We start from the raw sequence: 21,222 nt of genomic DNA on the forward strand, positions 1-21,222 counted from the left end.
ATTTTGTAGCTTCTTTCTTTTTGCGGCATCATGGTAAAAGCCTTCCTTTAAAGAGGGCCGATATACAATCTGCTCCTATTATCGATCAGCCGGGTTAGCCCTCATTCAAAGCCCTTAAAGGTAGGCAGCAATAGACTGCTCAGCCAAACTTCTTACAGGGCCGAAAACCTTTATAAAGAGCGTTTTCTTCCATTTTTCCCCCTATTTTTCTTCCTTATCCCTCAAGAAGGCGCTAAAATTTATGCCTTTAAGCCTTTATAATCGAGGGATTCTAGGAAATCCTGAAGAAACTCCAGCCCTAGTGTGCCTTGGCCGGCCATAACAGCGGGATCATCATAGGGGTGGATGAAAACACGTTTTTCTCTTTGGCATAATTCCTTGGCATGTTCGCTTGCTTCGGCAAAGTCTTTTCCGTAAAGGATAACTTCTCCCCCCCAGTCTGCTGTGCGGGTCACTTTAGCCGATGGGGTGAATTTGGGCATAACATAACCGCTACGCATTGATATGAAAAATAAAATGAGGGACGTTCTCGGCTGGTCTATAAGTAACAGGCGGTGAAAGTCTGGTTTCTATTGGTAGGCCATGACGGGCCTAACCCTTCTCGGAATTGGACTTGGTGTGAGGGGTTTTAGAAAATGACAGATCTTGGCCCGCATCATTAAGATGAGAAAAATAATTAAGATAAGAAAAAAAGGCTGCACATTTCCTTTTTTAAGAAAGACCCCAAAGTAAAAAATCCCAGAATTTTAAGCAAAATCCCAAAATTGTTGTTCTTTGTCCTATCCTGAGATATCCTTAATGCTTCTAGGGGTAAGGAAGATTGAGCCCCTCCTGATTTATAAGGGCCAGACATGTTTCCTGATGTTTTAACAGGCCAGATGAGTCGGATACAGGTACAGAACGGGTACTATAGGCCATGCGGGTATCAAAATAGCTTTTTCCTTCTATATACGTTCGTAAATAATCTCATCAATCATAAAGAATATCACCAATATATGGACAATGCGATACCAATGAGCTTGGGCGGTAGGCAGGATAATAAAGGAGGGGCCTTGTAAAGCTTTCAGCCCTGTTTATATTTTTGCACAGTAAGGCTTAACTTTAATAGAGTGTTTCATTTTTCATAAAGAGTGCTTCATTAAATAGTGTTTCATTTTCCATTTTCAGGCTCCTTTCATGATATCTTACCCCATATCCACCCCGCTTTCTTCTGCAACTCCTATCAAAAGGCTTACGGTTCCAGCCATTAAGGCCATGAAGGGCACTGTTCCCATTGTTTGCCTCACCGCCTATACGGCCCCCGTTGCCAGAATTGTTGATGAGGTCACAGATCTGATTCTGGTTGGGGATTCGGTCGGAATGGTGCTTTACGGAACGGACACGACCATTGGCGTGAGTGTTGAGATGATGTGCGCGCATGGGCAAGCGGTTGTTCGGGCCAGTCAGCGGAGTTGTGTTGTGGTTGATATGCCGTTTGGTTCCTATCAGAAAAGCCCCCAGCAGGCCTTTAAAACGGCTGTGCGTATTCTAAAGGCAACGGGGGCTGCTGCTGTTAAGCTTGAAGGCGGAGAGGAAATGGCTGATACGGTTAACTTCCTTACCCATCGTGGGGTGCCTGTCTGTGGTCATGTTGGGCTTATGCCTCAATCTGTGCAGGTTATGGGGGGCTTTAAGGTTACGGGGCGCGATCGGGAAACCGCAGAGAAAGTCTGCCGTGATGCGACAGCCATTGCCGAGGCCGGGGCCTTTGCTATTGTTCTGGAAGGGGTGATCGAGCCGGTTGCTGCAGAGATTACCGCTCAGATTGCTATTCCTACGATTGGGATAGGGGCCTCATCTGCGTGTGATGGGCAGGTTTTGGTTAGTGACGATATTTTTGGGCTTTTTGAAGGGTTTAAACCAAAGTTTGTTAAACGATATGCCCATATTGCCGAGGAGATGCGAGAGGCGGCTCGCCAGTATGCTGAGGAAGTGCGCCGCCGTGAATTTCCTGACCAGAACCATGTCTTTACCCCCAAGACTTAAAACGGTTTAATCAATAGGGGTTATTTCTACGAACGGATGAGAGAAATTGCCCTGACTGTTAATGCGACAGGCATCCGGTCATTCTCCAGGAACGGATGAGAGAGGCAGAGGCTTGGGCAGAAAAACGCATCAGCCCTGGTCATCCCTCTTGAGTGGGAGGGAGAGGAGTTTGGTTGGGCAACGATAAACTGAGCGGGAGCGCATCTCTCACGAATGGGTGTAAGAGGGGCCGGCATTTGGCAAGAAACCCTTCGCTGTGGTTATTCCTTACGAATGGGTGGGGGAGCGTGCAATAGCTGTGAGAGACCCCGTAACCCTCGGTTTATCGTTAACATGCCTTTTTATTAAGCATGCCTTTTTATACAGTGAACTCTGGGATAGCGGGTATTGAACAGGCAGATGCTCTTTTGATCATTGGTCCTGTCTCTCGTTATGAAGCCATAGGCTTTACATGGGGAATAATCAGCTTATCATCTCTCATCTCTCATCTCTCATCCCTTTTTGAAGGCCCGTAATTTCTGGGTGGTAATAAGGCCGATAGAGTGTTGGGAAAGGTCTTTTAAAGCCTTTTGCCGGCTGGTTGTTCCATCGGCAAAGGGGGTATTAAGCGCTTGGGTGGCATCTTCAATAACAAAGGCTTCAAAGCCTGCTTTCTTGGCATCCAGGGCCGAGAAAAGCACACAATATTCCAAAGCAAGGCCACAGAAGAAGAGACGTTTTATACCCTGGGCCCTAAGCCATGCCGCAAGACCGGTAGAATAGGTATGTCCGTTATCAAAAAAGGCTGAGTAGCTGTCAGCCTCTCGATGGGTGCCTTTACGGATAATCAGTTGAATGGCAGCTGTTGTAAGCTGGGGGTGAAGGCGTGCACCGGGGGTATCTTGCACAGCATGGTCCGGCCAGAGGGTTTGGGGGCCATAGGGGAGAGAAATGGTTTCTAAAGGGCGATGGGGCGGGTGGCTGGAAGCAAAAGAGCAATGCCCCTTGGGGTGCCAGTCTTGGGTTGCAAAGGCTTGGGAGAAATAACGGGTCAGCAAGGTGTTGATAGGCCCTATAACCTTATCTCCATGCGGCACTGGCAGGGCCCCTCCTGGCATAAAATCCGGCTGAACATCAATCACGCCGAGCATGTCTGTGGTGGGGGAAAGGGTAAGGGGCGAAGGTGTTTTCATGGTCTTTTCAATGGGGGCTTTAAAGCTCTAGGGTTTCAGGGGGTCTGGAGTTCTGGGGTTTTTTGGAGCTCTGGGAGACTGTGGTACTCGGGCCTTGGATTACTGGGATTGGAACACAGGAACACTGGATACTGGAATATTGGGGCGCTATGGGGAGGCTCTATGGCGTTGGAGGCTGAGGAGAAGCCCTTCAAGATGGGGCCCATATGGTTTTATTGTGGGTTTTAGGATTGGCTTCCAGATGGATTTTTTAAGGCTGTTGGAGTTTTTTAAGGGGGGTGTAATTTCTTCCAACCCCGATTTAAGGATTTGGATGAGGGAGAGTCAATGGGATAAGAGGAAAAGCCAGCGAGGAGGCTCCCCTTTTTATTTTCTCGTTTTTTAGAGATTTCCCTTTTTAGAGATGTCCCTGTTTTTTTAAGTTGGTGGCTAACCAAGTGGTTTCCTATAAGATTTGAGAGGTGATCCTCTCTAGTAAGAAAGGGATCTCTCCCATGAGACTGATCTGGTAAGCTAATCTCCTTACAGGCTGTCCCCCATTGAGATTGATCACGTGAGATTGATTAGGTGAGACTGACCCAGACCTTCTCGTAAGGCTGACCCAATAAGCTGATCGAGTATATAAGGGTGACCTAGTAAGGTTGAGGGGCTAGCAAGTCCAGATTTCCCAAGAGGATCCCTATTCTTCCCGCTTTAACAGCCGGAAGAATAGGGCATTGCCCAATCGCTTAGGCTTACTTTTTGGTTTGCTGCTCGGTTAAGGCTACCAGTACCCTTCGCGCGAAAGAAGGTGGGTCAGAAGGGGCATCCCCTTCCTGGATACGGGCTAAATCCAGTAGGATAAGGGAAGTCTCGGCAATATTTTCTCCCTTTTCAACCTGTTCGGCCAAGGCCTTAATAAGGGGGTGTTGAAAATTGAGCTCTAATATGGGCGGAATTTCAGGCATCTCCTGACCACTACGACGCATCAGGCGTTGCATTTGCAGGTCTGGCCCAAAGGCGGCCGGGGCCACCACGACGGCACTCTCTACAAGGCGATGCGTGCCTTTTACTTCTGAAACCTTGTCTTTTAGGGCTTCTTTAAGGCTGGTTACCAGCTTTTCCATCTCGGCTGGTGTTTTGGCCTCTTCTGATTCGGTTTTACCAGCCAGCTTGCTTAAATCGTCTTGGGCTTGGGTAATGTTGCGTAAGGGTTTATCCTTATAGCTGCCCAAACGTTCTGGCCAGAAGGAATCAACAGGGTCAATCAGCAAGAGCACCTCTATCCCTTGGGCTTTAAACCCTTCCAGATGCGGGGAATAAGAGAGGGTTTTTAAGCTGTCACCGGCAATATAGTAAATGGCCTCCTGCTTGTCTTTCATGCGGGAGATATAGTCTTCCAGAGTGGTTAGCGCCTTGTCCTGAACGTTTTCCCGAATTTTTTCTTGGGTCTCTTCTTGGGCTTCTTTCTGGGTTTTGTCCTGGGCCTCTTGGGCCTTTTCCTGGTTTGCTGGATTATTTTCAGAGCCTTTGTCGGCATTCTCAGCTTTTTGCCCCTCTGCAGGGATGGCCTTTAAGGCCTGCTCCTGAGTGGTGGTGGAGTGGAAGCGCGAGAGTTCTGCCAGTTCCATGCGGTGGTCTGAGTTATCCCAAATTCCTTCTTTAATCTGAGCCCCAAAATTTTCCCAGAATTTAAGATAGGAGGCCTCATCATTTTTGGCCCGGCTTTTAAGTTCGGTAAGAACACGGTTGGTGACCGCCTTGCGGATGCGATTAAGCACAGGGGTGGTTTGCAGCATCTCGCGCGAAACATTCAAGGGGAGGTCTTCGGTATCGACCACACCCTGGACAAACCGTAACCAAGGCGGAAGAATGTTGCCCTCATCAGTAATGAACATACGTTTGACATGGAGCCGCACTTTACTATCACGCGTGGCATCCATAGGTTCAAACATGGGCCGCATACTGGGAATAAAGAGCAGGGCTGTAAACTCTAATGTGCCTTCAGCATGCCAATGCAAGGTGGCCCAAGGATCATCAAACATATGAAAGGTGTGGCGGTAGAATTCCGTAAGCTGCTCTTGGGTGAGCTCGCTTTTTGGCTTGCGCCACAGGGCTGTACCTTGGTTGGCTGTACTTTCTTTCTCGCCATCATGTACAGTAATGGGCCAGGCAATATTATCGGCCCATTTGCGGATAATGGTCTCAAGGCGGGAAACTTCTAGGAACTCATCAGCATCCGCTTTAATGTGCAAGGTAATGCTGGTGCCGGGCTTTTCGCGCTGTGCAGGGCTTATACTATATTCGCCCTTACCTTCTGAAGACCACTGCCACGCCTCTTCAGTGCCCGCATGACGGGAGATGACGTCTACCTTGTCTGCTACCATAAAGGCTGCATAAAACCCCACCCCAAATTGGCCAATCAGGCTTGGGCGTTCTTCTGGCTTGCTGTTTTGGAGCTGCTCGCCAAAGGCACGGGTGCCCGAGCGGGCAATAGTACCCAGGTTGCGGGCTAGCTCCTCGCGGGTCATGCCAATTCCATCATCGGAAATGCTTAAAAGGCGCTTGTCCTTATCGATGTGGATATGGATACCCGCTTTTTCTGGCAGGGCCAAGGCTGCTTCGGTGAGGGCTTCAAACCGGCGGCGATCAGTGGCATCGGCGGCGTTGGCAACCAGTTCTCGTAGAAAAATTTCGCGTTCGGAATAGAGGGCATGTACCACCAGATCCAGCAACCGGCCAACCTCGGCACTAAATTCATGGCGTTCTTCTACGGTAGAAGACGATGTCTCTGTCATCTTAAGACCTTTTCAGTTTTCTAGAGTGGAAATTCTACATAAAGCAATAAAAATGCGGTGTTCTGTATATAAGGTAATTTTATAATTTTAGAATAGAATAAAAAACTAAAAATATTTTCATAGGTCTGTTTTGGCAAACTCTTAAAACAGGGCCGTCCCTATAGGGGTATAAATACCACGATCATGATTATTTTTTTGTAAGAATAAGAACTTTTGTTCATTTTGCGTTATAGTTAACACGTCCTATCTTCTTTATTTTAAGGGTTTGTTAGGCCATGACCCAGGCGAAAGACTGCTTAAAAATTCGTCTGCCAGGCCATGATTTTAACAGATATGGCCGTTATAGGAGGCCATAAACACTCTATACACGCTATAAGGAACAGAGAGTATGAGTAATTTTCTTGGTGATATTTTTAACAAGGTCACCGGTGCAGCCAGCGAAAAGGTGGTAAACGCTGTTGTGGGCAGCTTCCTTTCAGGGGAGCGCCCAGAGGGGGGAGAGGCTTCCGCTTCTTCATCTCCAGATTCTTCATCTCCAACGTCTTCATCTAATGGACAGATTGATGGCGTGCAGCTTTTGTTGGAACAGGCAGAAAAGGCAGGCTTGGGTGACAAGGTGCGCTCCTGGATTGGGAGTGGGGAAAACCTGCCCATTACAGCCGATGAGCTTCGTCAGATCCTTTCAAGCGAGCAGGTGAATCATTTCTTGTCCAAAACGGGGATCCCTGCGAATATTCTTATGCCCGCCATTGCCTTTCTCTTGCCCAAGGCGGTTGATAACCACACGAATGCTGAAGGGTATACAGCCCCTAAAGAGGGAGAAGGGTAAAAATTAACCAGCAGCAGTCTGGTTGTTTTTGCTGTTTATTAGTTCTTTCTCAGCGCTTTAGTTTTGGAGCATTGCAGAACTGAAGCCTATTAGAACAAAAAGTGCTTTAGTCCTGGGCCAGACCTCTTTGCTATGGGTTGGTCCAAGGCTATTTCTCCTGAAGACCAGCCGCTGCGGGAAAAGGCCCTTGGCCAGAAATATCGCTAGTGCTTTAAAGATTCCTTATTTTGATACGGATCTTTTGTATCGGGCTGTTGCTCGCAAGGTTCTTGACGAAGGGGTAGATCCTCAGATTCATTCTGCTGAAGAACATGTGCGTCTTTTGGAGGAAGGTGACCTAAGAGGATGTGGGGAGGGGAGAAGAATGCTGGAGATAGCTTATAAAATGGGACAGTAAATCCATCAGGTCAGCCTGAAGTGTCTGGAAAGCCGGAATGGTCTGTAAGGGGGCTGTTTTCATATAAAGTGTGCGGCTGATTTCAATTTGAAGTGTATGGATATTCCGATGGGGACGACCGTAATGCAGGGTGGTATATCCGCCAGCATAGGGAAAATCGCGGCGGGTAAGGTAGGCTTTTTGAAGCAGGAAGGTTTCTATTTCCCTAACCAGACTAAGCGCGCATGATGTGCCATAGCCCGTGCCCAGCACAAAATCTGGCCCGTGGCCCGGCCATTGGGGCATGGAATGAAAATCCAGAATCACACATACTCCATGCTGGTGCAGGCAGTCTTCAACCAGGGCTTCCAGAGTTTGGTGATAAGGCCGCCAATAGGTTTTTAGCCTTGTATAGGCTTCTTCCAGGGGCAGTTTCTCCCTATAGAGGGGGTGTTTCCCCACGGCGAAGCGGTGAAAGGTGCCAATGCCATTTTGCACGCGGCTGGTGGTCGTATTACACCCGGCAGGCAGGGGGGAGGAAAACATATCAGGGTCAAGCTCCCACTCCTCGCGGTTGGGGTCGCAAAAGATCCGGGGGAAGTGGGCCATCAAGAGCTGACAGCCCAGGTCAGGGCATGGCTCTAGAATCTGGTCCACAAAAGCATCTTCACTTTGCCGTAACATTTCGAGGCTTAGAGAGGTTTGGGCAAGAAGGTGGTCTTCATAATGGCGGCCAGAATGCCCCGAGCAGAGAATGAGGGGGGTAGAAAAAGCCCTGGAAGGTGTAAAAACGCTATAAACAGGGGGGGATGGCATTCTGGGCCTGTTCCATGAAAAAGTGGCGGGGGGAGCTTTAGTTTTTATATCAATTGAGGGCCTAACTCCTTATATATAAGGAAATATTTTGGATATAAAGGAAATATTTTAGGAAAAAGAGAAGCAAAAAATTGGAATTTTTCTTTTTTCAGCTTGCGCAACCCGTCAAGACAGGATAGAAACCACCTGACCCTTTATAAGGATGGGCGCATAGCTCAGCGGTAGAGCACTACCTTGACATGGTAGGGGTCACAGGTTCAATCCCTGTTGCGCCCACCATCCTTTCCCCAGAAAACAGCCATTTTTTAATATTATCCACAGAGTCATACTATTCCCTAAAGGGACAGTTCTGGACAATTTTAAACAAAAATGGACAGGTTTTTCTAAATCGCTTGGGCAAAATCTGGGCAAAATTTGTGGAATCATTTTAATCTTTCTAGGGCATTAGAAAGAGGGTTGTGACGAACAGAAACATAGCGTTGAACGATCCTTGGCGTAGTCCATTCACTCAATTTCATGAGGGTATGTAGGTCACAGCCAGACATTACCAGATGACTTGCCCAGTGATGGCGCCAATCATGCACCCTGAAATTAACAATCCCTGCTTTCTTACAGGCTGTTTTATGGGATTGAGGATTCCTCCCCCCAGGTCTTAGGGTTAGAGTGCCCCTAGGGTTGGAATATGGTTTTCCGGGGCGCAACCTTGATCCCACAGAGGCTAATGCCCCGTGTAATCTGCTGCTGGTTCGTGAAGTCACGCTCTTTAATAAGGTGGTTTATAACGAAGATTATACCCCATTCTCTCAACCGATCCCAATGCTACACTGCTCAATAGTGAGCAGGCTATCGGATATTATAAACTAGCGCATGATAATGTTGCCAATTCCCACGATACTGCCAACCGCAAACAAACAGGTTTTCCGCTAAGGTCCCCTTACCCTTATGAAGGGTTTTTCTACGCTATACGACAAATGCGACAGCTGCGCTGCAATTCAATGGGGAGGGGTTAAGCGGGGGCGTTTTGGCCTTCCAGTCCAGTATAATATCTAATAGGGAAATGTTCGAGTATAAGTTCAAAGCAACCAGGGGTATTGACCTGTCCAGTGGAGCCACAATCATGAACTCTACAGGGGTATTGTGGTTGGGGGCTGATAGACCTTACTCTCTTCAGAGGGTTTTTTTATTGGGAAAGTCTTATGCTTTTATTTCTGAAAACCCTTGCTCGCCGTTTCTCGCCGTTTGGGGCAAAAGGTCCACTGATATGCGGAGTTCTGATCGTCCATTATGTTTATTGTTTACGCTCTTTGGGCACGTGTTGATATCCCAATTGAACATGGGGAATGGTTGCCAGATATGGGATTTACGGATATTTTTCCCGAATTGGGCCTGGTAGGGAATTATGTTGGTAACAGGGGTTGGCCAACTTTGTTCCCTAGCCTGCGAGAGTTGTCTTTTCCGTGGAATATGGGTTGTGTTGGCGTTTTGGCTGTCCTGTTGGGTTACACTCAATATTTATGCATCTGGCTATGGTTTTTATCCTGGGCTAGCTCTCTCTATGGGCTGGGCAGGCGTGAACATGTTTGTGTTTAGCTGTAGGCGTTGGGGGGATAATAGGGCATGGACGCTGGAAAACTCTCCTGGCTGTCGCTGCTCATCCTATTCTATATTCGGTTCTCACCCTATTGTCCGTTATTGGAATGTTGGCTGTTTGCGCAATCGACGGGTTTTTCGCTCTCTATTTCGATTACAAGCGCCAAAAACTGGAGTTCGAGCGGGAAAGGGAGAAGAAAGTAAGCAAAGAATAAATTTATGCCTTTAACTTACTTAAAAAACCCCAATAAAAAGACATTATGCCTGCGTGGCTAAAGTGTTGAGTTGAGCTAAGGTTTCCTTATCCAGCTCTAAGGAAGCCGCTGCAAGATTATCCTCCAGGTGGCTTAACGATGATGTGCCGGGTATTAAGAGGATGTTAGGTGAACGTTGTAATAGCCAGGCCAGGGCAACTTGATGGGCCGTAGCATTGATCTGTTTGGCAATTTTTGTTAATGAATCTGACTGGATAGGAGAGAAGCCGCCTAAAGGGAAAAACGGAACATAGGCTATATGGTTATTATTTAATTCATCAATGAGATCATCATCTTCTCTATGGATAAGATTATAGTGATTCTGAATACAAGAAATGGCTGTGTATTGTTGTGCTTCGTGAACCTGACGGGTCGTAACATTGCTGAGGCCGATATGCTTAATGAGACCTTCTTCTCGTAGCTTCACTAGAGTTTTAATTTGGGGTGTAATAGGGCCTTCTGTGGGTTTGGTAGGATCAATCATAACCCGTAAATTTACAACATCTAAAGACTGTAACCCAAGGTTTCTAAGGTTATCATGAATAGCCTTTGTGATATCTTCTGCACTTTGGGCAGGAAGCCAACCGCCTTTATTATCACGTTTAACGCCCACTTTGGTAACGATGAGAAGATTATCAGGATAGGGATGCAAGGCTTCCCTAATGATTTCATTAACGATATGCGGACCATAAAAATCACTGGTATCAATATGATTCACACCACGAGAGATGACTTTTTTTAATACGGATACAGCAGCATTGCGGTCTTTAGGAGGGCCAAATACATGAGGGCCGGTTAGTTGCATAGCGCCATATCCCATACGGTTTATGCTTTTCTCTCCTAAAATAAATGTGCCTGCCTTGTGTATGTCTATATTGAAGTTTGTCATAGGTTTTCCAGATTTAAAATGTTTAAGAATAGCAGATAGGAGACCAATTAAAGTGAGGAACTCAATGTTTAGATAGTTGTGTTTGAGTGTTGTTTCAACCGCACACCTGCCTCGATGAACGCAATGGTTGTCTCTCTAGAAGGGGATTTCATCGTCCAGATCATGGTTTGATTTTTTTTAGAGGGCCTGGGAATTCTTATCCTCTTAATGCTGTGGGCGTATATTCCCAGAAATTTTCATAGCGAATATCTTGATCTGTTATCAATACTTGGTCGCCAGTAATAATTTTTCCAGTAATAATTTTTCCATAATGATTATGATGTTTCATAGAAAATATTTATTCTGTTTCATCATTACTGATAGCGATACTTTGAACTCATGGATGGTTTATTAGTATATCAGCTACCAGTTATTTTAAATTCTTTTTGCCATTTTTGTACGCAAAGTTTCGTTTCTATTGCGATCATAAATGCTAAAAACTGGCGTTTGAGAGGGAGAGGGGGAAGAGGGATTAAAACCACTGAAACCAGCAAGTTGTTTTATTGAGCCTGCTGGTTTACTCGGTAGGTTAAAAGTTTATTTATCAGAGAGTCGAATTTATGATCTATAATATGAAGAGTAATAGTGGATGGTACCATCTGCTGTTGTATATTGTGGGTTACTGAAGGTTGCACTTTTGGCTTTACCTTCACTGCCGTAGCCTGATTCAGACCATGCCAGAACAGAATCAATACTAGAAGCACTATTATACATTGTAGAAGTATAAGCAGGCCCAGAGCCATCGGCCGGCTTCATGGTAAAAGTCCACTCCCACATTTGGCGGGTATTATCAACTTTGACTGGTTCGCCATCACCACCGTAGTTATATGTACCAGGGGGCAGCGTTACAAGGTTACCTCTATCGACACTTAGGGTATAGGTTTTTCCTACTTCCCAGTCATAAGGGGCAAGTCTGTTGGGCCCATTTTGAATAGAGTAGATATCTTCTGCTAGATTTTTGTCAGTATAATCGGCTGAACCGCCACCTTTATTGACAAGACCACCCCAATTGACCTGATTACCCCACGGCTGAGAAGAGTTGGCAATATGGGTTTGCGGCCCACCGTGTGCCCACGTATTGTTTGGCCAGTTTACTTGCAGTGCCCAAAAATTTAAACCTTTTAAGGCTTCTGGGGAAACGGAATTAACTGTTAGATTGATTGAAACGTCAGTGATAGGTTTGCCATTACCTATAAAAGTAATATGTGTGAGATTGGGATCATTAGAAGCTCCGATATCAAGAGTAAGGGGCTGTTGGAATTGATGAAAAAACCGTGTTAGGTCATTTTCAGCATTGACGATCCCCTGCTGAATATTTTGGCCGATCGTTTCAACGGTACGCCCAATAGCATTGGCAATATTGGTAACACCGTTGATGGCCCCTTTAACAAAATCATCAATGGCTGAAAATGGGTTAAATGCTTTTGAGGCTGAAGAGGTGGGGATGGTCTGCTGGCTTGCTTGTTCAGTGTTTCCGCCAGATAATGTAGAAGTTGCGGTCGTATCAGTTCCTGGAGTGACAGCTGTTTGGGTGTGATTAAACAAGTCGAATAAAAAAGACATTTTCTAAATTTCCTTAATGTTTTGCCGATATTTGTATCTGTATCTTTATAAAGGCATAATTCTTATTTCAATTATCTTACTTATTTCAATGATCTTACTGAATTTTCTGAAATAATGCTTTGGTTACCCAGCCCCCATCTAGGAGGCTTTTTTATTGGAATGCCCCAGGCTTATATGAACGACTATGGCTTTAACGTGGGGCTTTGACCTGGGGCCTTGACCTATGGCCTTGAGGTGGAGCCTCGACCTGGCCAGTTTAAACAGGCTGTCATGACACCGGCTCGATCAACGCTTGGGTTAGCGGGATCGTTGGTAATTTGGTTATTGAGTTACCGTTAGATGAATTTTATAAGGAGCTCGTCAAAACCCAACAGGTTATGAATATGAAACATATGGGTTGGCGGGCCGTAGTCGATGTGTTTGGTATTTTATGGGATAAGGTTGTACGCCATAATCAATGGAATTTTGCGAAATCCATATGGAAATTCAATAGCGTCTTTAATCCCCAGCAACAAATGGAGTATAAATTAGATTTCTCCATGTTATTTTGGTTCAGTGAGCACTAGAACGGAGATATTGAATAATGGCAAAGGCAAAGTTTGAGCGGAAAACCGCACTGTAATATTGGAGCGATTGATCACGTTGATCACGTTGGTCACGTTGGTCACGTTGGTCACGTTGATTATGGAAAGATCCCCCTCACAGCAGTGATGATGAAGGTTTTGGCTGAGGCTGGTGAGGCATCTTGTGGTCATGGATGAATAATTTTCATAAGCCTAATCTGATAACAGTCATTTTATTTGATGAAAAAAGCCTTATTTTGAAAGAAACCGGTCTTTTACACTGATGAAGAGCTTTTAATACCGAACGAAGAGAATGACAGAGGGGAATATATAATGGAATATCGTAAGTTGGGAAAAAATGGCCTGACAGTTTCTGCCCTGGGTTTGGGGTGTATGGGCTTAAGTTACGGGTATGGAGAGCCTGTAGAAAAAGCAGCCGGTATTGACCTGATAAGAAAAGCCGTGGACTGGGGGATAAATTTTTTTGATACGGCAGAAGTTTATGGCCCTTATATCAACGAAGAACTTGTGGGCGAAGCCCTCGCCCCTTATCGGGATAAAGTGGTGATTGCTACAAAATTTGGTTTTAAAATAGACCCAATAACCCGTCAGTTGAATGGGCTCGATAGCCGGCCAGAGCATATCAGGGAGGTAGCCGAGCACTCTCTTAAAAGGTTAAAAACCGACAGGATTGACCTTTTTTATCAGCATCGGGTGGATCAGTCTGTTCCTATAGAAGATGTGGCAGGAACAGTAGGGGATTTGGTCAAAGAGGGGAAAGTCAAATATTTTGGCTTATCAGAGGCAAGTGCAAAAACGATTCGTAGGGCCCATAGCGTTTTTCCCGTATCCGTCTTGCAGAGCGAATATTCGTTATGGACCCGCACACCAGAAAAAGATTTGTTTCCTACCCTAGAAGAGCTTGGGATAGGGTTTGTCCCCTTTAGTCCCTTAGGGCGTGGGTTTTTAACGGGAACAATCGACTCCCAAACGGTATTTACAGAAAATGACACCAGAAGTCATTCACCGCGTTTTACAACCCAGGCCCGTGAAGCCAACCAGGCGATTGTGCATTTTCTACAAAAGGTGGCAGACGCAAGACAGGCCACCCCTGCTCAAATTGCTCTGGCCTGGCTTTTGGCCCAAAAACCCTGGATTGCTCCTATTCCAGGCACAACAAAGCTGCATCGCCTTAAAGAGAATATTGGGGTTGTGGCCTTTAAGCTCACTGCAGAGGAAGAGAAGGAAATATCAGTTCTTTCTTCTCAAATTCCCATTGTTGGGGAGCGTTATCCACAATCATTGGAGAGGCTGGTTGACCGATAGGCTTAAGACCTTACCCCCTAAGGTTTTATCCCGAGGGGAGGGGACTGTATTCACCTTACAACAGAGCGTTTCGGATTTCATTTATTCCTAGGGGCGAGACGGGGCGGGGCAGGGCCCTCGGGTCTCTGGATTGTTACGGTAGGTTGGTACCATAACAGTTTTACCCCTAGGGGCGAAGACCCTCGCACATTCTCATCGACAGGGGAAAAATTAATGTGGCCGCCTTCTGTTTCCCCAACACTATACCCCCCCTGGATAAAGGGTAAGATAAGCCACACCCAACCCTGTTTTCTCTTCTCTTTTCCCATCTTCTGGCGCTTTTTAAGTGCCAACGCCTTTAAAGCCATCTGTTCTGGCGGGGGAGAAGGTTCAGCTGTGGGTTGAGGAGCTGGAGCCGCTGGCTTGGAAGATTTAGAAGAGGCCGACATCACCACCACAGCAGGTTTCTTAGCAGTTTCAGAAGCTGGTGGTTCGACACCTAGGCCCACGATGGTAATAACCCCCTGTTGGGGCAACGCCTTAAGGGGCAAAGATCTCCTCATATTTTAAGAGGTGGAGACCTCCTTCCGGGAAATTCGGCTTATTATAATGCGTAGCCAAGTTTTATCCCTAAGGGCGGAGACCTCCTTACATTTTAAGGAGCGAAGAACTCCGCACATTTTAAGGGACGGAGACCCTCGCATATCTTACTTCCCTTCTTCCTGACATCAGAATTTGATCCCCCAGAGCACTTGATATCAGAACTTGACTCCAGAACTTGCCCCCCAGATTGACTCTAGAGAATTTGACTCCAAAACCTGTCCCCAAAGTCTGGTTCCAGAGAGTGTTTCCTCTCCACGGGCCAGGAGGTCCTGACTGTGATATTTTGTTCGAGCAGCTCTTTATTCGTGCGGCTATTCTAGGTTTCCAGCTCTCAGGGCAGAAGACTCGCGAAAATCTGCTTTAATCCCTTCACGGTGAGGCTCTGCGCGCACTGTTATCAACACAGCCTCCTCCCAAAGCTTCTCCCCTTCCTGTTGCAGATCCTTTCCCAGACAATTCCCTCACATCCTCTAAGGATCCGTAAGCTTTGCTATGCAAAAACGCTATGCAAACATATGACGCAAAAAACGCACGCAAGCACACTGCAAGCACACTGGGAAGGAAAGCAAAAAGAAAGGAGGACAAAATACCGCTATCCTGCGTATTTTCCCCCCATGATCAATTTTGCCTTTTAAAGGGTGACCAGTGCAGGGTGCCCAAGTATAGAGTGTGCTGTGCAGAGCTTGCTCATGCAGTTTGCTAATGCCTGCCGGTGAGACTATCAGTGAGACTGCTGGTGAACCTGCCAATGAATCTACCAGTGAAGCTTACCGGTGCAGCTTTTTTAAAGGTGGTTTCCCATCAAGGGAAGCTGTTCTTTTGCTTTTTATGGAGTTTTGGTTGTTTGCTTCTCTTACCTCGGTTCTTTGGGAGGAGATAATCATCCTTCGGTTTTATTTTCTCCGTAGTTAGGGGCTTTGATAAGGGAAGAAAGTCCCCTATATTCATAGAGAGAACTAAATGTACGATTTTATAAAACTCTTTTTTACAAAATTTTTTTTATCAAAGGACACACCATGTTGAATTCTATCATTTGGCCATCTGGTTTTGAACCAGGAAAAACAGATAACTTTGTTTCAAACGAAGTGATTGTTTCAGGGTTAACCGTTCAGGCTTTGTGACCTTATCTGAATGATACAACCCATTGGCCGCGTTATTATCATAATGTTTCCAAAATAGTTTTTAAAAACACCAGCGGGCCTTTGCTCTCCCTCGGGGCCCAATTTAATTTTGTAACATTCTCTTTTCCGATTAAGGCTGAAGTGACAGAATATGTCTCTCCTGATATGGATAAGGTCGCACGGGTGGTCTGGTCTGCAGAAGTGGATGGGGCAGAGCCCTCGCAACAGTTACGGGTTCATCATGCTTGGTTGTTTGAAAACCTTTCCGAAAACAGGGTTAGGCTTTTAACGCAGGAAACCCAGATGGGAGAACCCGCAAAAAAAACTGGCAGCAGAACGGCCAAACCCTATGTTAAATGCCCATCAGGATTGGCTGGAAGGTCTTATTAAATCGGCCCGAAATGCCTAACTTTTCATTGGTCCAATCCTTGTCATCAGTCTAATCCTTGGAGATTGCCCATTGTAAAGGGGTTTTCATATGACACCCCTTGATGAGTACACGCCTTGATCATCGCGCAAGGAGTGGCTTCGTTATTATTATACCGCGGCCAATGTGTAGGCGGCCAATCTGTAGGGTGGTATTATCGTAAGCGTAGGCCAGTACGCGTGGTTAGGATCTCTCTTTAAGGGGCATGTCATGGTCTGGTCTTGCTGTGTGCCTTACAGAGGGGTGGCTTCTTCTGATTTTGTTTTCATAGGCCTTCCATGAATTTGTCTGCTTGCGAGCTTGGGGATGGTTTTTGTTTTTCGTGGGAGCGGCTTTTGGGCCGCTCTCTTTGGTTTTTCCCCTGTGCCTGAGAAGGGTTGGCGGGCTTGAGGCCCCCTTTTTGAGAATCCCTTTCCTGCGGTGGCGGAGCTCTAGGGGGCGGTTTATTTTTTTTGATGAGAGAGGTTTTACAGTTTCAGAAGAGTATCTTTTGAAGGCGTAGGCTTCCTGAATTGTTTGAATGATTCTTGTTTTTAGACAATGGTCTTTCCAAAGCCTGTCAAAGTAGGGTGAAGCCTACCTAATAGGGTTGAAGTCTGTGGCCCAATAATCTGCGGCCCCATAAAGGGAGAGATGAGAAGGTTTGCTGAGGGTAAAGCAGGAAAGACGAGAGTGGTGATTCTTTTTTTGATCGCCCTCCAGTTGTAGTACCAGCGGTGTTAAAGAACATTAAAATAGTATTAATGGAAACAATGTATTTCTTTCTTTTCTATATAAAACGAATGAGAAAAGAGATAAAGATGATAACAGAGATGATCACGCAAGATAATTTCTAAAAAACTAAAAAAATAGTCAACGCTTCTTAAGCCTATTGCTATTAAAGTCACACTATAGAGAGCAAAAAACCCTTCTTTGTAAGGGTTTTTTGTTGTTGGACAAAGGAATGACGTCCAAGGAAAATAATAAGTGAAAATAAAATGGGAACATAAAAAAGAATTCACGTTCCCATTTCTTTTAAAACCTCTTCTCTGAGAAAAGCATTTTCTCAAGTTTTTAAAGGGGGGTAAGGGGGGAGATAGACGCTCTTGGGGGGGTAAGACAACCACCACTCTTTTCCAGCATGAAGCATGAAAGGCAGGAAGGAAAGGTGGGTGGTGTGTTGGGGGGGCAAAGACGGTTCCACCAGATTTTTCCTTTACGGGGAGGGCCTGAAAACTGTTGAAGGCTTGGTAGGGAATAAATTTTAGGCGTTAGGGGATTGATCACATAAAAATCACAAAGAACATACATGTTGAATTCATAAATAGAAATAATTCATGAGACTTCTTTTGGGGATACATCTTTTCGGGCTGCCTCTGTTGTCAGAGGCAGCTTTTTTGTTTTTGGTAACTATTATGTTTGTTGGGAGACTCATTTTATCATGATTGATGTGGATCATAACAAAAATGTGAAAACGCACTATAGTGAATGGCAGATAGAGACAATGTTTCTATTGAACCTTGTATTGTAGTTTTTTGAGCATTATTTTTACTGCTCCTTGATTTATGAAGGGGCAGTTTTTTTTATTGATGAGAGGCTGTAGGTAAGACTTCTCGATAGATTGTTGCTTTGGAGAAATATTCTCTTGGAGAATGGCCTAATAGGCAGGCCTAGAGCGAAAGCAGGAGCGCAGATAAGGTAGGGTAGAGAGGGTCCTGACGAGTTTTTCGGGGCTCCTAATGCGCTTGTGAAGAATTGTTTTTGGAAGGTGTGGGCGAATATCCTAAAGCATGGTTTATGGAAGTATAGCTTTATAGGAGCATGGCTTTAGGATAGAATGATAAGGAGAGGTGAGCGTATATCAAGCCATTTTTGTGCCCGTCTATCAGCCGAATGGGAACAAACCACGGCTCTACACGACTTCAACAGAAATGCAGAGAAGACAAAATGAATTCGAACCAACAAGTGGCCTTTCGTGGGTATACAAACATACGGTTCAAGAACACCTGTTCTATCCCCTGTTAGGAAAGGAAATACCTACTTTAGCGGCTTGGCCAAACCCAAGGCCCATTAAACGATCAGCAAAAATCACACACTCTTTTTGTCCATAATGATGATAGACCATATCGATGACATCAGAGATCGTCTTTTTGGTGAGCTGTTTATTAATAAGGTCGAAGGAGATGGCTGGATTTTTAGGTAAAATCTGTGCAATGATCATCCTTCCTAGTGTGGTGACCACAGTCTGGCGAACACTCCTTCCCTCAGCGTCAATTGCTTCATAACGGGTACGGATCTTGTCGTGCAGTTTAGAGAGTGTCCCAACCCCTAGAAAGAGAGTCACGAAGGGTATGCTTGTGTCCTGTCTGCTGTGCTTCAGTTTTCCTCCACGAGACAGGCAAGGGCACCATATAATATAGGGTTGGAATTTCTCCAGTATACTTTCTGATGGGTTCTGACTTTCTTCATTCTTTTCTTGTCAGGCCTGTTCCCCATCAGACCTGTTTTAGGAAGGCCTTTTTGTTTTGAAGTATTCTTTGGGAATGCTTTTACACATCGCTCTTCTTGACCTTGCCACGAGGCGTTGCATCCACGAGAAATGGCCTCTTGAGAGGCGTTGCATCTTTTAATAGAGACAATAAGGATGTCGCCGGCCGAGGCGGTCTTTCTCTTTGAATGACCCCCTCTTTAAACCGCCCAGTACTTTCTCAGCTGGGACTTATGCTCAGCTTGTTGGGAAAGACGGAGGTTATGCACAGATTAAAGTACAATCTGGCGAGCATCGTCTTGTTCGTAGAGACTGTATGGCCACAATTGGGGCTGTATCTAACCCTGACACCATGAACCAAAGCTGTGGTAAGGCTGGTCGGATACGTTGGTAAGGGTGTCGGCCTCATAATCGTGGTGTTGTTATGACCCCTTATGCACAGCACCTCGCGGGTACCAGAAAAGCTTATTGGGAGCAAAATTGAATTGATCGACATAGGGTAAATTATTCCTAGTTTACAGGAGGTAAACCCCCAACAAAGGGAAAAAGCAAGGCCTCATAGTTCGCATTGTATCTCTTCTTTTCCACGCTCCAAATCTGCGCACTCAGCAAAATCTACATATTCAGCAAGAACTTCTTCTCATCCGGGGATATCCTCTCCCACGAATGCGCCCTGTTTGACCCAGTCAGAATTGCCCATACAGGCCGCAGGGTGAATAGTGTTTCTGACGCGCGCTATTGCTTCGAGCATGGGCTTAACCAAACCAACCTACCCACCCTGCTTTAGGCTGCTACCTATATGGTGATTGCGCTTTGCGGGGGAGAGGGAAGTATAAGACCAAGGGGATGGTTCTGAAACGATTAGAGGGTTTGGTAAGGTGTTGGCCGCGGCAAGATTGCTCTCGGGGTGCTCTCTCGGGGATGTCATCGTTTAATCCCCTCTCAGGCTTGTTGTATCGGGTGCATGTACAACCCCAAGAGCCATATAACAGGCCTCTCATGTTGGCACGATAATGTGAAAGCCATAATGTCTGAAAGCTGCTCAAACCTTACCTGCTGGCAGAGGCTGAGCTTAATAGGAAAATAACCTATTTGAAATAGCATTATTCTTTAAAGTAGGATAGTTTTTACAGATTATAGAAGGGCTTTATAAAGCGGTTTTTCTGTCGTTTGTCTGGCTCTTGTCTACCGCTTGTCTGGTCTATTGCTTGTTTGGCGCTTGTCTGGTTTGAGCGTTTGACTTAACCATTTAGCTTAACCGTTTGGCATAAGGGTTTGGGAGGGTGTAATGATAAGAATAAATCTATCTAAAGGGTGGGTGTTGGCGGCTTTTATTGGGTTTTGTCTTTTATGGGCCCTGCCTAGCCAAGCCGTGGAGAATACTGCTGTGACCGTCTCTGGGAAAGGGCACCTTTTGCAGAAGGTTGCAGAGTTTGAGCAGTTTAGGCTTTTGGGTATTGCTGTTTCCCATGAGGGAAGGATTTTTGCCAGTGCCCCCTTAGGGGATCAGCCAAAAGTGGTTGAGGTTATGGTGTCCACTGGGGCTCTTAAACCCTTTCCAGATCTCTCCTGGAATCAGGAAAAGGGGTCTGCCCAGCATAGGTGGGTGGTTCCTCAAGCGTTATGGGTCGATAAGCAAAATCATCTCTGGGTGCTGGATTCTGGTAAGGGGCAGGTGGCCCCCAAACTGGTGGAGTTTTCCCTTATAACAGGAGGTATGCTGAGAAGTTACGGTTTTGGTTCAACGGTTTCAGCCCAGGATTCCTTAAACGATGTGCGTATCGATACCAAGCATCATTATGCTTACCTTACCAATGTAGGAGGGATTGGTGGCTTGGTGGTGCTCAACCTGCAAACGGGGGAGAGCCGCCAGGTTTTAAAAGGTGATCCCTCTACCCATTCAGAGGCAGGCCAGTATCTTTCTATAGGAGATCAACCAGCGATAAAGGGAGGAAAAATCCTAATCCTGCATGCAGATGGCATTGCCCTTTCGCATGATGAAGAGTGGTTATATTATCGCCCCCTTACCGACCATAATTACTGGCGTATAAAAACCGAGGCCCTGCGTAACTCCACCCTTTCTGCAGAGAGCCTCTCTGCTAAAGTCCAGTTTTTGGGGAAAGGCCCCATGACAGGGGGATTGATTATTGATCAGAACAATACCCTTTATGGGGGAGATCTTGAACATAGCACTGTGGTGGCCATGAAATATTCAGAACAGACGGGCCAGCTGCAAACACGCCTTTTTGCTACTAGCCCGGAACTGTCCTGGGCAGATGGCTTTGCAATTCATGATGGCTATCTCTATGTGGCAGATTCTCATTTATGGGAATATTTCTTTGATAATTCTCGTCCCATCTCTGGTCCTTATGCCATTTTTAGAACACCGCTGGCCCCTTAAGTTAT

13 protein-coding genes, 1 tRNA gene and 4 pseudogenes are annotated in these 21,222 nt (G+C 45.9%); 8 read left to right on the forward strand and 10 right to left on the reverse strand.

From position 1 onward, the window contains the following. Window positions 1-239: 239 nt before the first annotated feature. Window positions 240-485, reverse strand: a pseudogene (locus tag JGUZn3_RS05530) (pyridoxal-phosphate dependent enzyme); the annotation flags it as partial. Window positions 486-1,176: 691 nt separating this feature from the next. Here JGUZn3_RS05530 and panB point away from each other — a divergent pair. Then, the gene (panB, locus tag JGUZn3_RS05535; protein ID WP_203414651.1) at window positions 1,177-2,025 is read left to right on the forward strand and encodes a 3-methyl-2-oxobutanoate hydroxymethyltransferase; all 849 of its coding nucleotides are present in this window, start codon (window positions 1,177-1,179) and stop codon (window positions 2,023-2,025) included. Window positions 2,026-2,051: 26 nt separating this feature from the next. On the opposite strand, the gene JGUZn3_RS05540 is transcribed toward panB, so the two are convergent. The 3 genes from JGUZn3_RS05540 to htpG form a co-directional block, all read right to left on the reverse strand. Continuing rightward, window positions 2,052-2,261 (reverse strand): hypothetical protein, encoded by a 210-nt coding sequence (locus tag JGUZn3_RS05540; RefSeq protein ID WP_203414652.1) that lies wholly within the window; start codon window positions 2,259-2,261, stop codon window positions 2,052-2,054. A gap of 255 nt (window positions 2,262-2,516) precedes the next feature. Continuing rightward, complete coding sequence (gene pncA / locus JGUZn3_RS05545) at window positions 2,517-3,197, reverse strand: bifunctional nicotinamidase/pyrazinamidase (protein ID WP_203414653.1); 681 nt, start codon at window positions 3,195-3,197, stop codon at window positions 2,517-2,519. Window positions 3,198-3,931: 734 nt separating this feature from the next. Further along, window positions 3,932-5,974, reverse strand: a complete 2,043-nt coding sequence (gene htpG, locus JGUZn3_RS05550) for a molecular chaperone HtpG (RefSeq protein ID WP_203414654.1) — start codon at window positions 5,972-5,974, stop codon at window positions 3,932-3,934. Between the two features lie 388 nt (window positions 5,975-6,362). On the opposite strand from htpG, the gene JGUZn3_RS05555 reads away from it, so the two are divergent. Next, window positions 6,363-6,803 carry a YidB family protein gene (locus tag JGUZn3_RS05555; RefSeq protein WP_203414655.1) on the forward strand — a complete coding sequence of 147 codons (441 nt, stop codon included), beginning with the start codon at window positions 6,363-6,365 and terminating at the stop codon, window positions 6,801-6,803. A 337-nt stretch (window positions 6,804-7,140) separates the two neighbouring features. On the opposite strand, the gene JGUZn3_RS05565 is transcribed toward JGUZn3_RS05555, so the two are convergent. Continuing rightward, on the reverse strand, window positions 7,141-7,995 hold the full coding sequence (locus JGUZn3_RS05565; protein WP_203414657.1) for an N-formylglutamate amidohydrolase: 855 nt from the start codon (window positions 7,993-7,995) through the stop codon (window positions 7,141-7,143). Window positions 7,996-8,199: 204 nt separating this feature from the next. On the opposite strand from JGUZn3_RS05565, the gene JGUZn3_RS05570 reads away from it, so the two are divergent. After that, a tRNA-Val gene (locus JGUZn3_RS05570) sits at window positions 8,200-8,274 on the forward strand. A gap of 143 nt (window positions 8,275-8,417) precedes the next feature. Here the strand turns inward: JGUZn3_RS05570 and JGUZn3_RS12895 are convergent. The 3 genes from JGUZn3_RS12895 to JGUZn3_RS05585 form a co-directional block, all read right to left on the reverse strand. Next, complete coding sequence (locus tag JGUZn3_RS12895) at window positions 8,418-8,753, reverse strand: tyrosine-type recombinase/integrase (RefSeq protein ID WP_203414658.1); 336 nt, start codon at window positions 8,751-8,753, stop codon at window positions 8,418-8,420. A 1,090-nt stretch (window positions 8,754-9,843) separates the two neighbouring features. Beyond that, window positions 9,844-10,728, reverse strand: coding sequence for an oxidoreductase (locus JGUZn3_RS05580; protein ID WP_203414659.1), 885 nt, complete (start codon window positions 10,726-10,728; stop codon window positions 9,844-9,846). A 597-nt stretch (window positions 10,729-11,325) separates the two neighbouring features. Further along, window positions 11,326-12,330, reverse strand: coding sequence for a hypothetical protein (locus JGUZn3_RS05585; protein WP_203414660.1), 1,005 nt, complete (start codon window positions 12,328-12,330; stop codon window positions 11,326-11,328). 329 nt (window positions 12,331-12,659) lie between these two features. On the opposite strand from JGUZn3_RS05585, the pseudogene JGUZn3_RS05590 reads away from it, so the two are divergent. Both JGUZn3_RS05590 and JGUZn3_RS05595 read left to right on the forward strand, forming a co-directional pair. After that, window positions 12,660-12,848: pseudogene (locus tag JGUZn3_RS05590) on the forward strand (hopanoid C-3 methylase HpnR); the annotation flags it as partial. A gap of 378 nt (window positions 12,849-13,226) precedes the next feature. Continuing rightward, window positions 13,227-14,219 carry an aldo/keto reductase gene (locus JGUZn3_RS05595; protein WP_203414662.1) on the forward strand — a complete coding sequence of 331 codons (993 nt, stop codon included), beginning with the start codon at window positions 13,227-13,229 and terminating at the stop codon, window positions 14,217-14,219. A 77-nt stretch (window positions 14,220-14,296) separates the two neighbouring features. Here the strand turns inward: JGUZn3_RS05595 and JGUZn3_RS05600 are convergent, their stop codons facing one another. After that, window positions 14,297-14,749, reverse strand: coding sequence for a hypothetical protein (locus JGUZn3_RS05600; RefSeq protein ID WP_203414663.1), 453 nt, complete (start codon window positions 14,747-14,749; stop codon window positions 14,297-14,299). A 1,314-nt stretch (window positions 14,750-16,063) separates the two neighbouring features. Here JGUZn3_RS05600 and JGUZn3_RS05605 point away from each other — a divergent pair. Continuing rightward, on the forward strand, window positions 16,064-16,312 hold the full coding sequence (locus tag JGUZn3_RS05605; protein WP_203414664.1) for an SRPBCC family protein: 249 nt from the start codon (window positions 16,064-16,066) through the stop codon (window positions 16,310-16,312). Window positions 16,313-18,354: 2,042 nt separating this feature from the next. Here JGUZn3_RS05605 and JGUZn3_RS05610 read toward each other — a convergent pair. Continuing rightward, a pseudogene (locus JGUZn3_RS05610) lies at window positions 18,355-18,639 on the reverse strand (hypothetical protein); the annotation flags it as partial. Window positions 18,640-19,036: 397 nt separating this feature from the next. Between JGUZn3_RS05610 and rplB the strand changes: the two are divergent. Together rplB and JGUZn3_RS05620 are read left to right on the forward strand one after the other, a co-directional pair. Beyond that, window positions 19,037-19,207 (forward strand): annotated as a pseudogene (gene rplB / locus JGUZn3_RS05615) (50S ribosomal protein L2); the annotation flags it as partial. Between the two features lie 897 nt (window positions 19,208-20,104). Beyond that, window positions 20,105-21,217, forward strand: coding sequence for an L-dopachrome tautomerase-related protein (locus JGUZn3_RS05620; RefSeq protein WP_203414665.1), 1,113 nt, complete (start codon window positions 20,105-20,107; stop codon window positions 21,215-21,217). Window positions 21,218-21,222: the final 5 nt, after the last annotated feature.

The organism is Entomobacter blattae, assembly GCF_014672835.1.
Taxonomy (GTDB): Bacteria; Pseudomonadota; Alphaproteobacteria; order Acetobacterales; family Acetobacteraceae; genus Entomobacter; species Entomobacter blattae.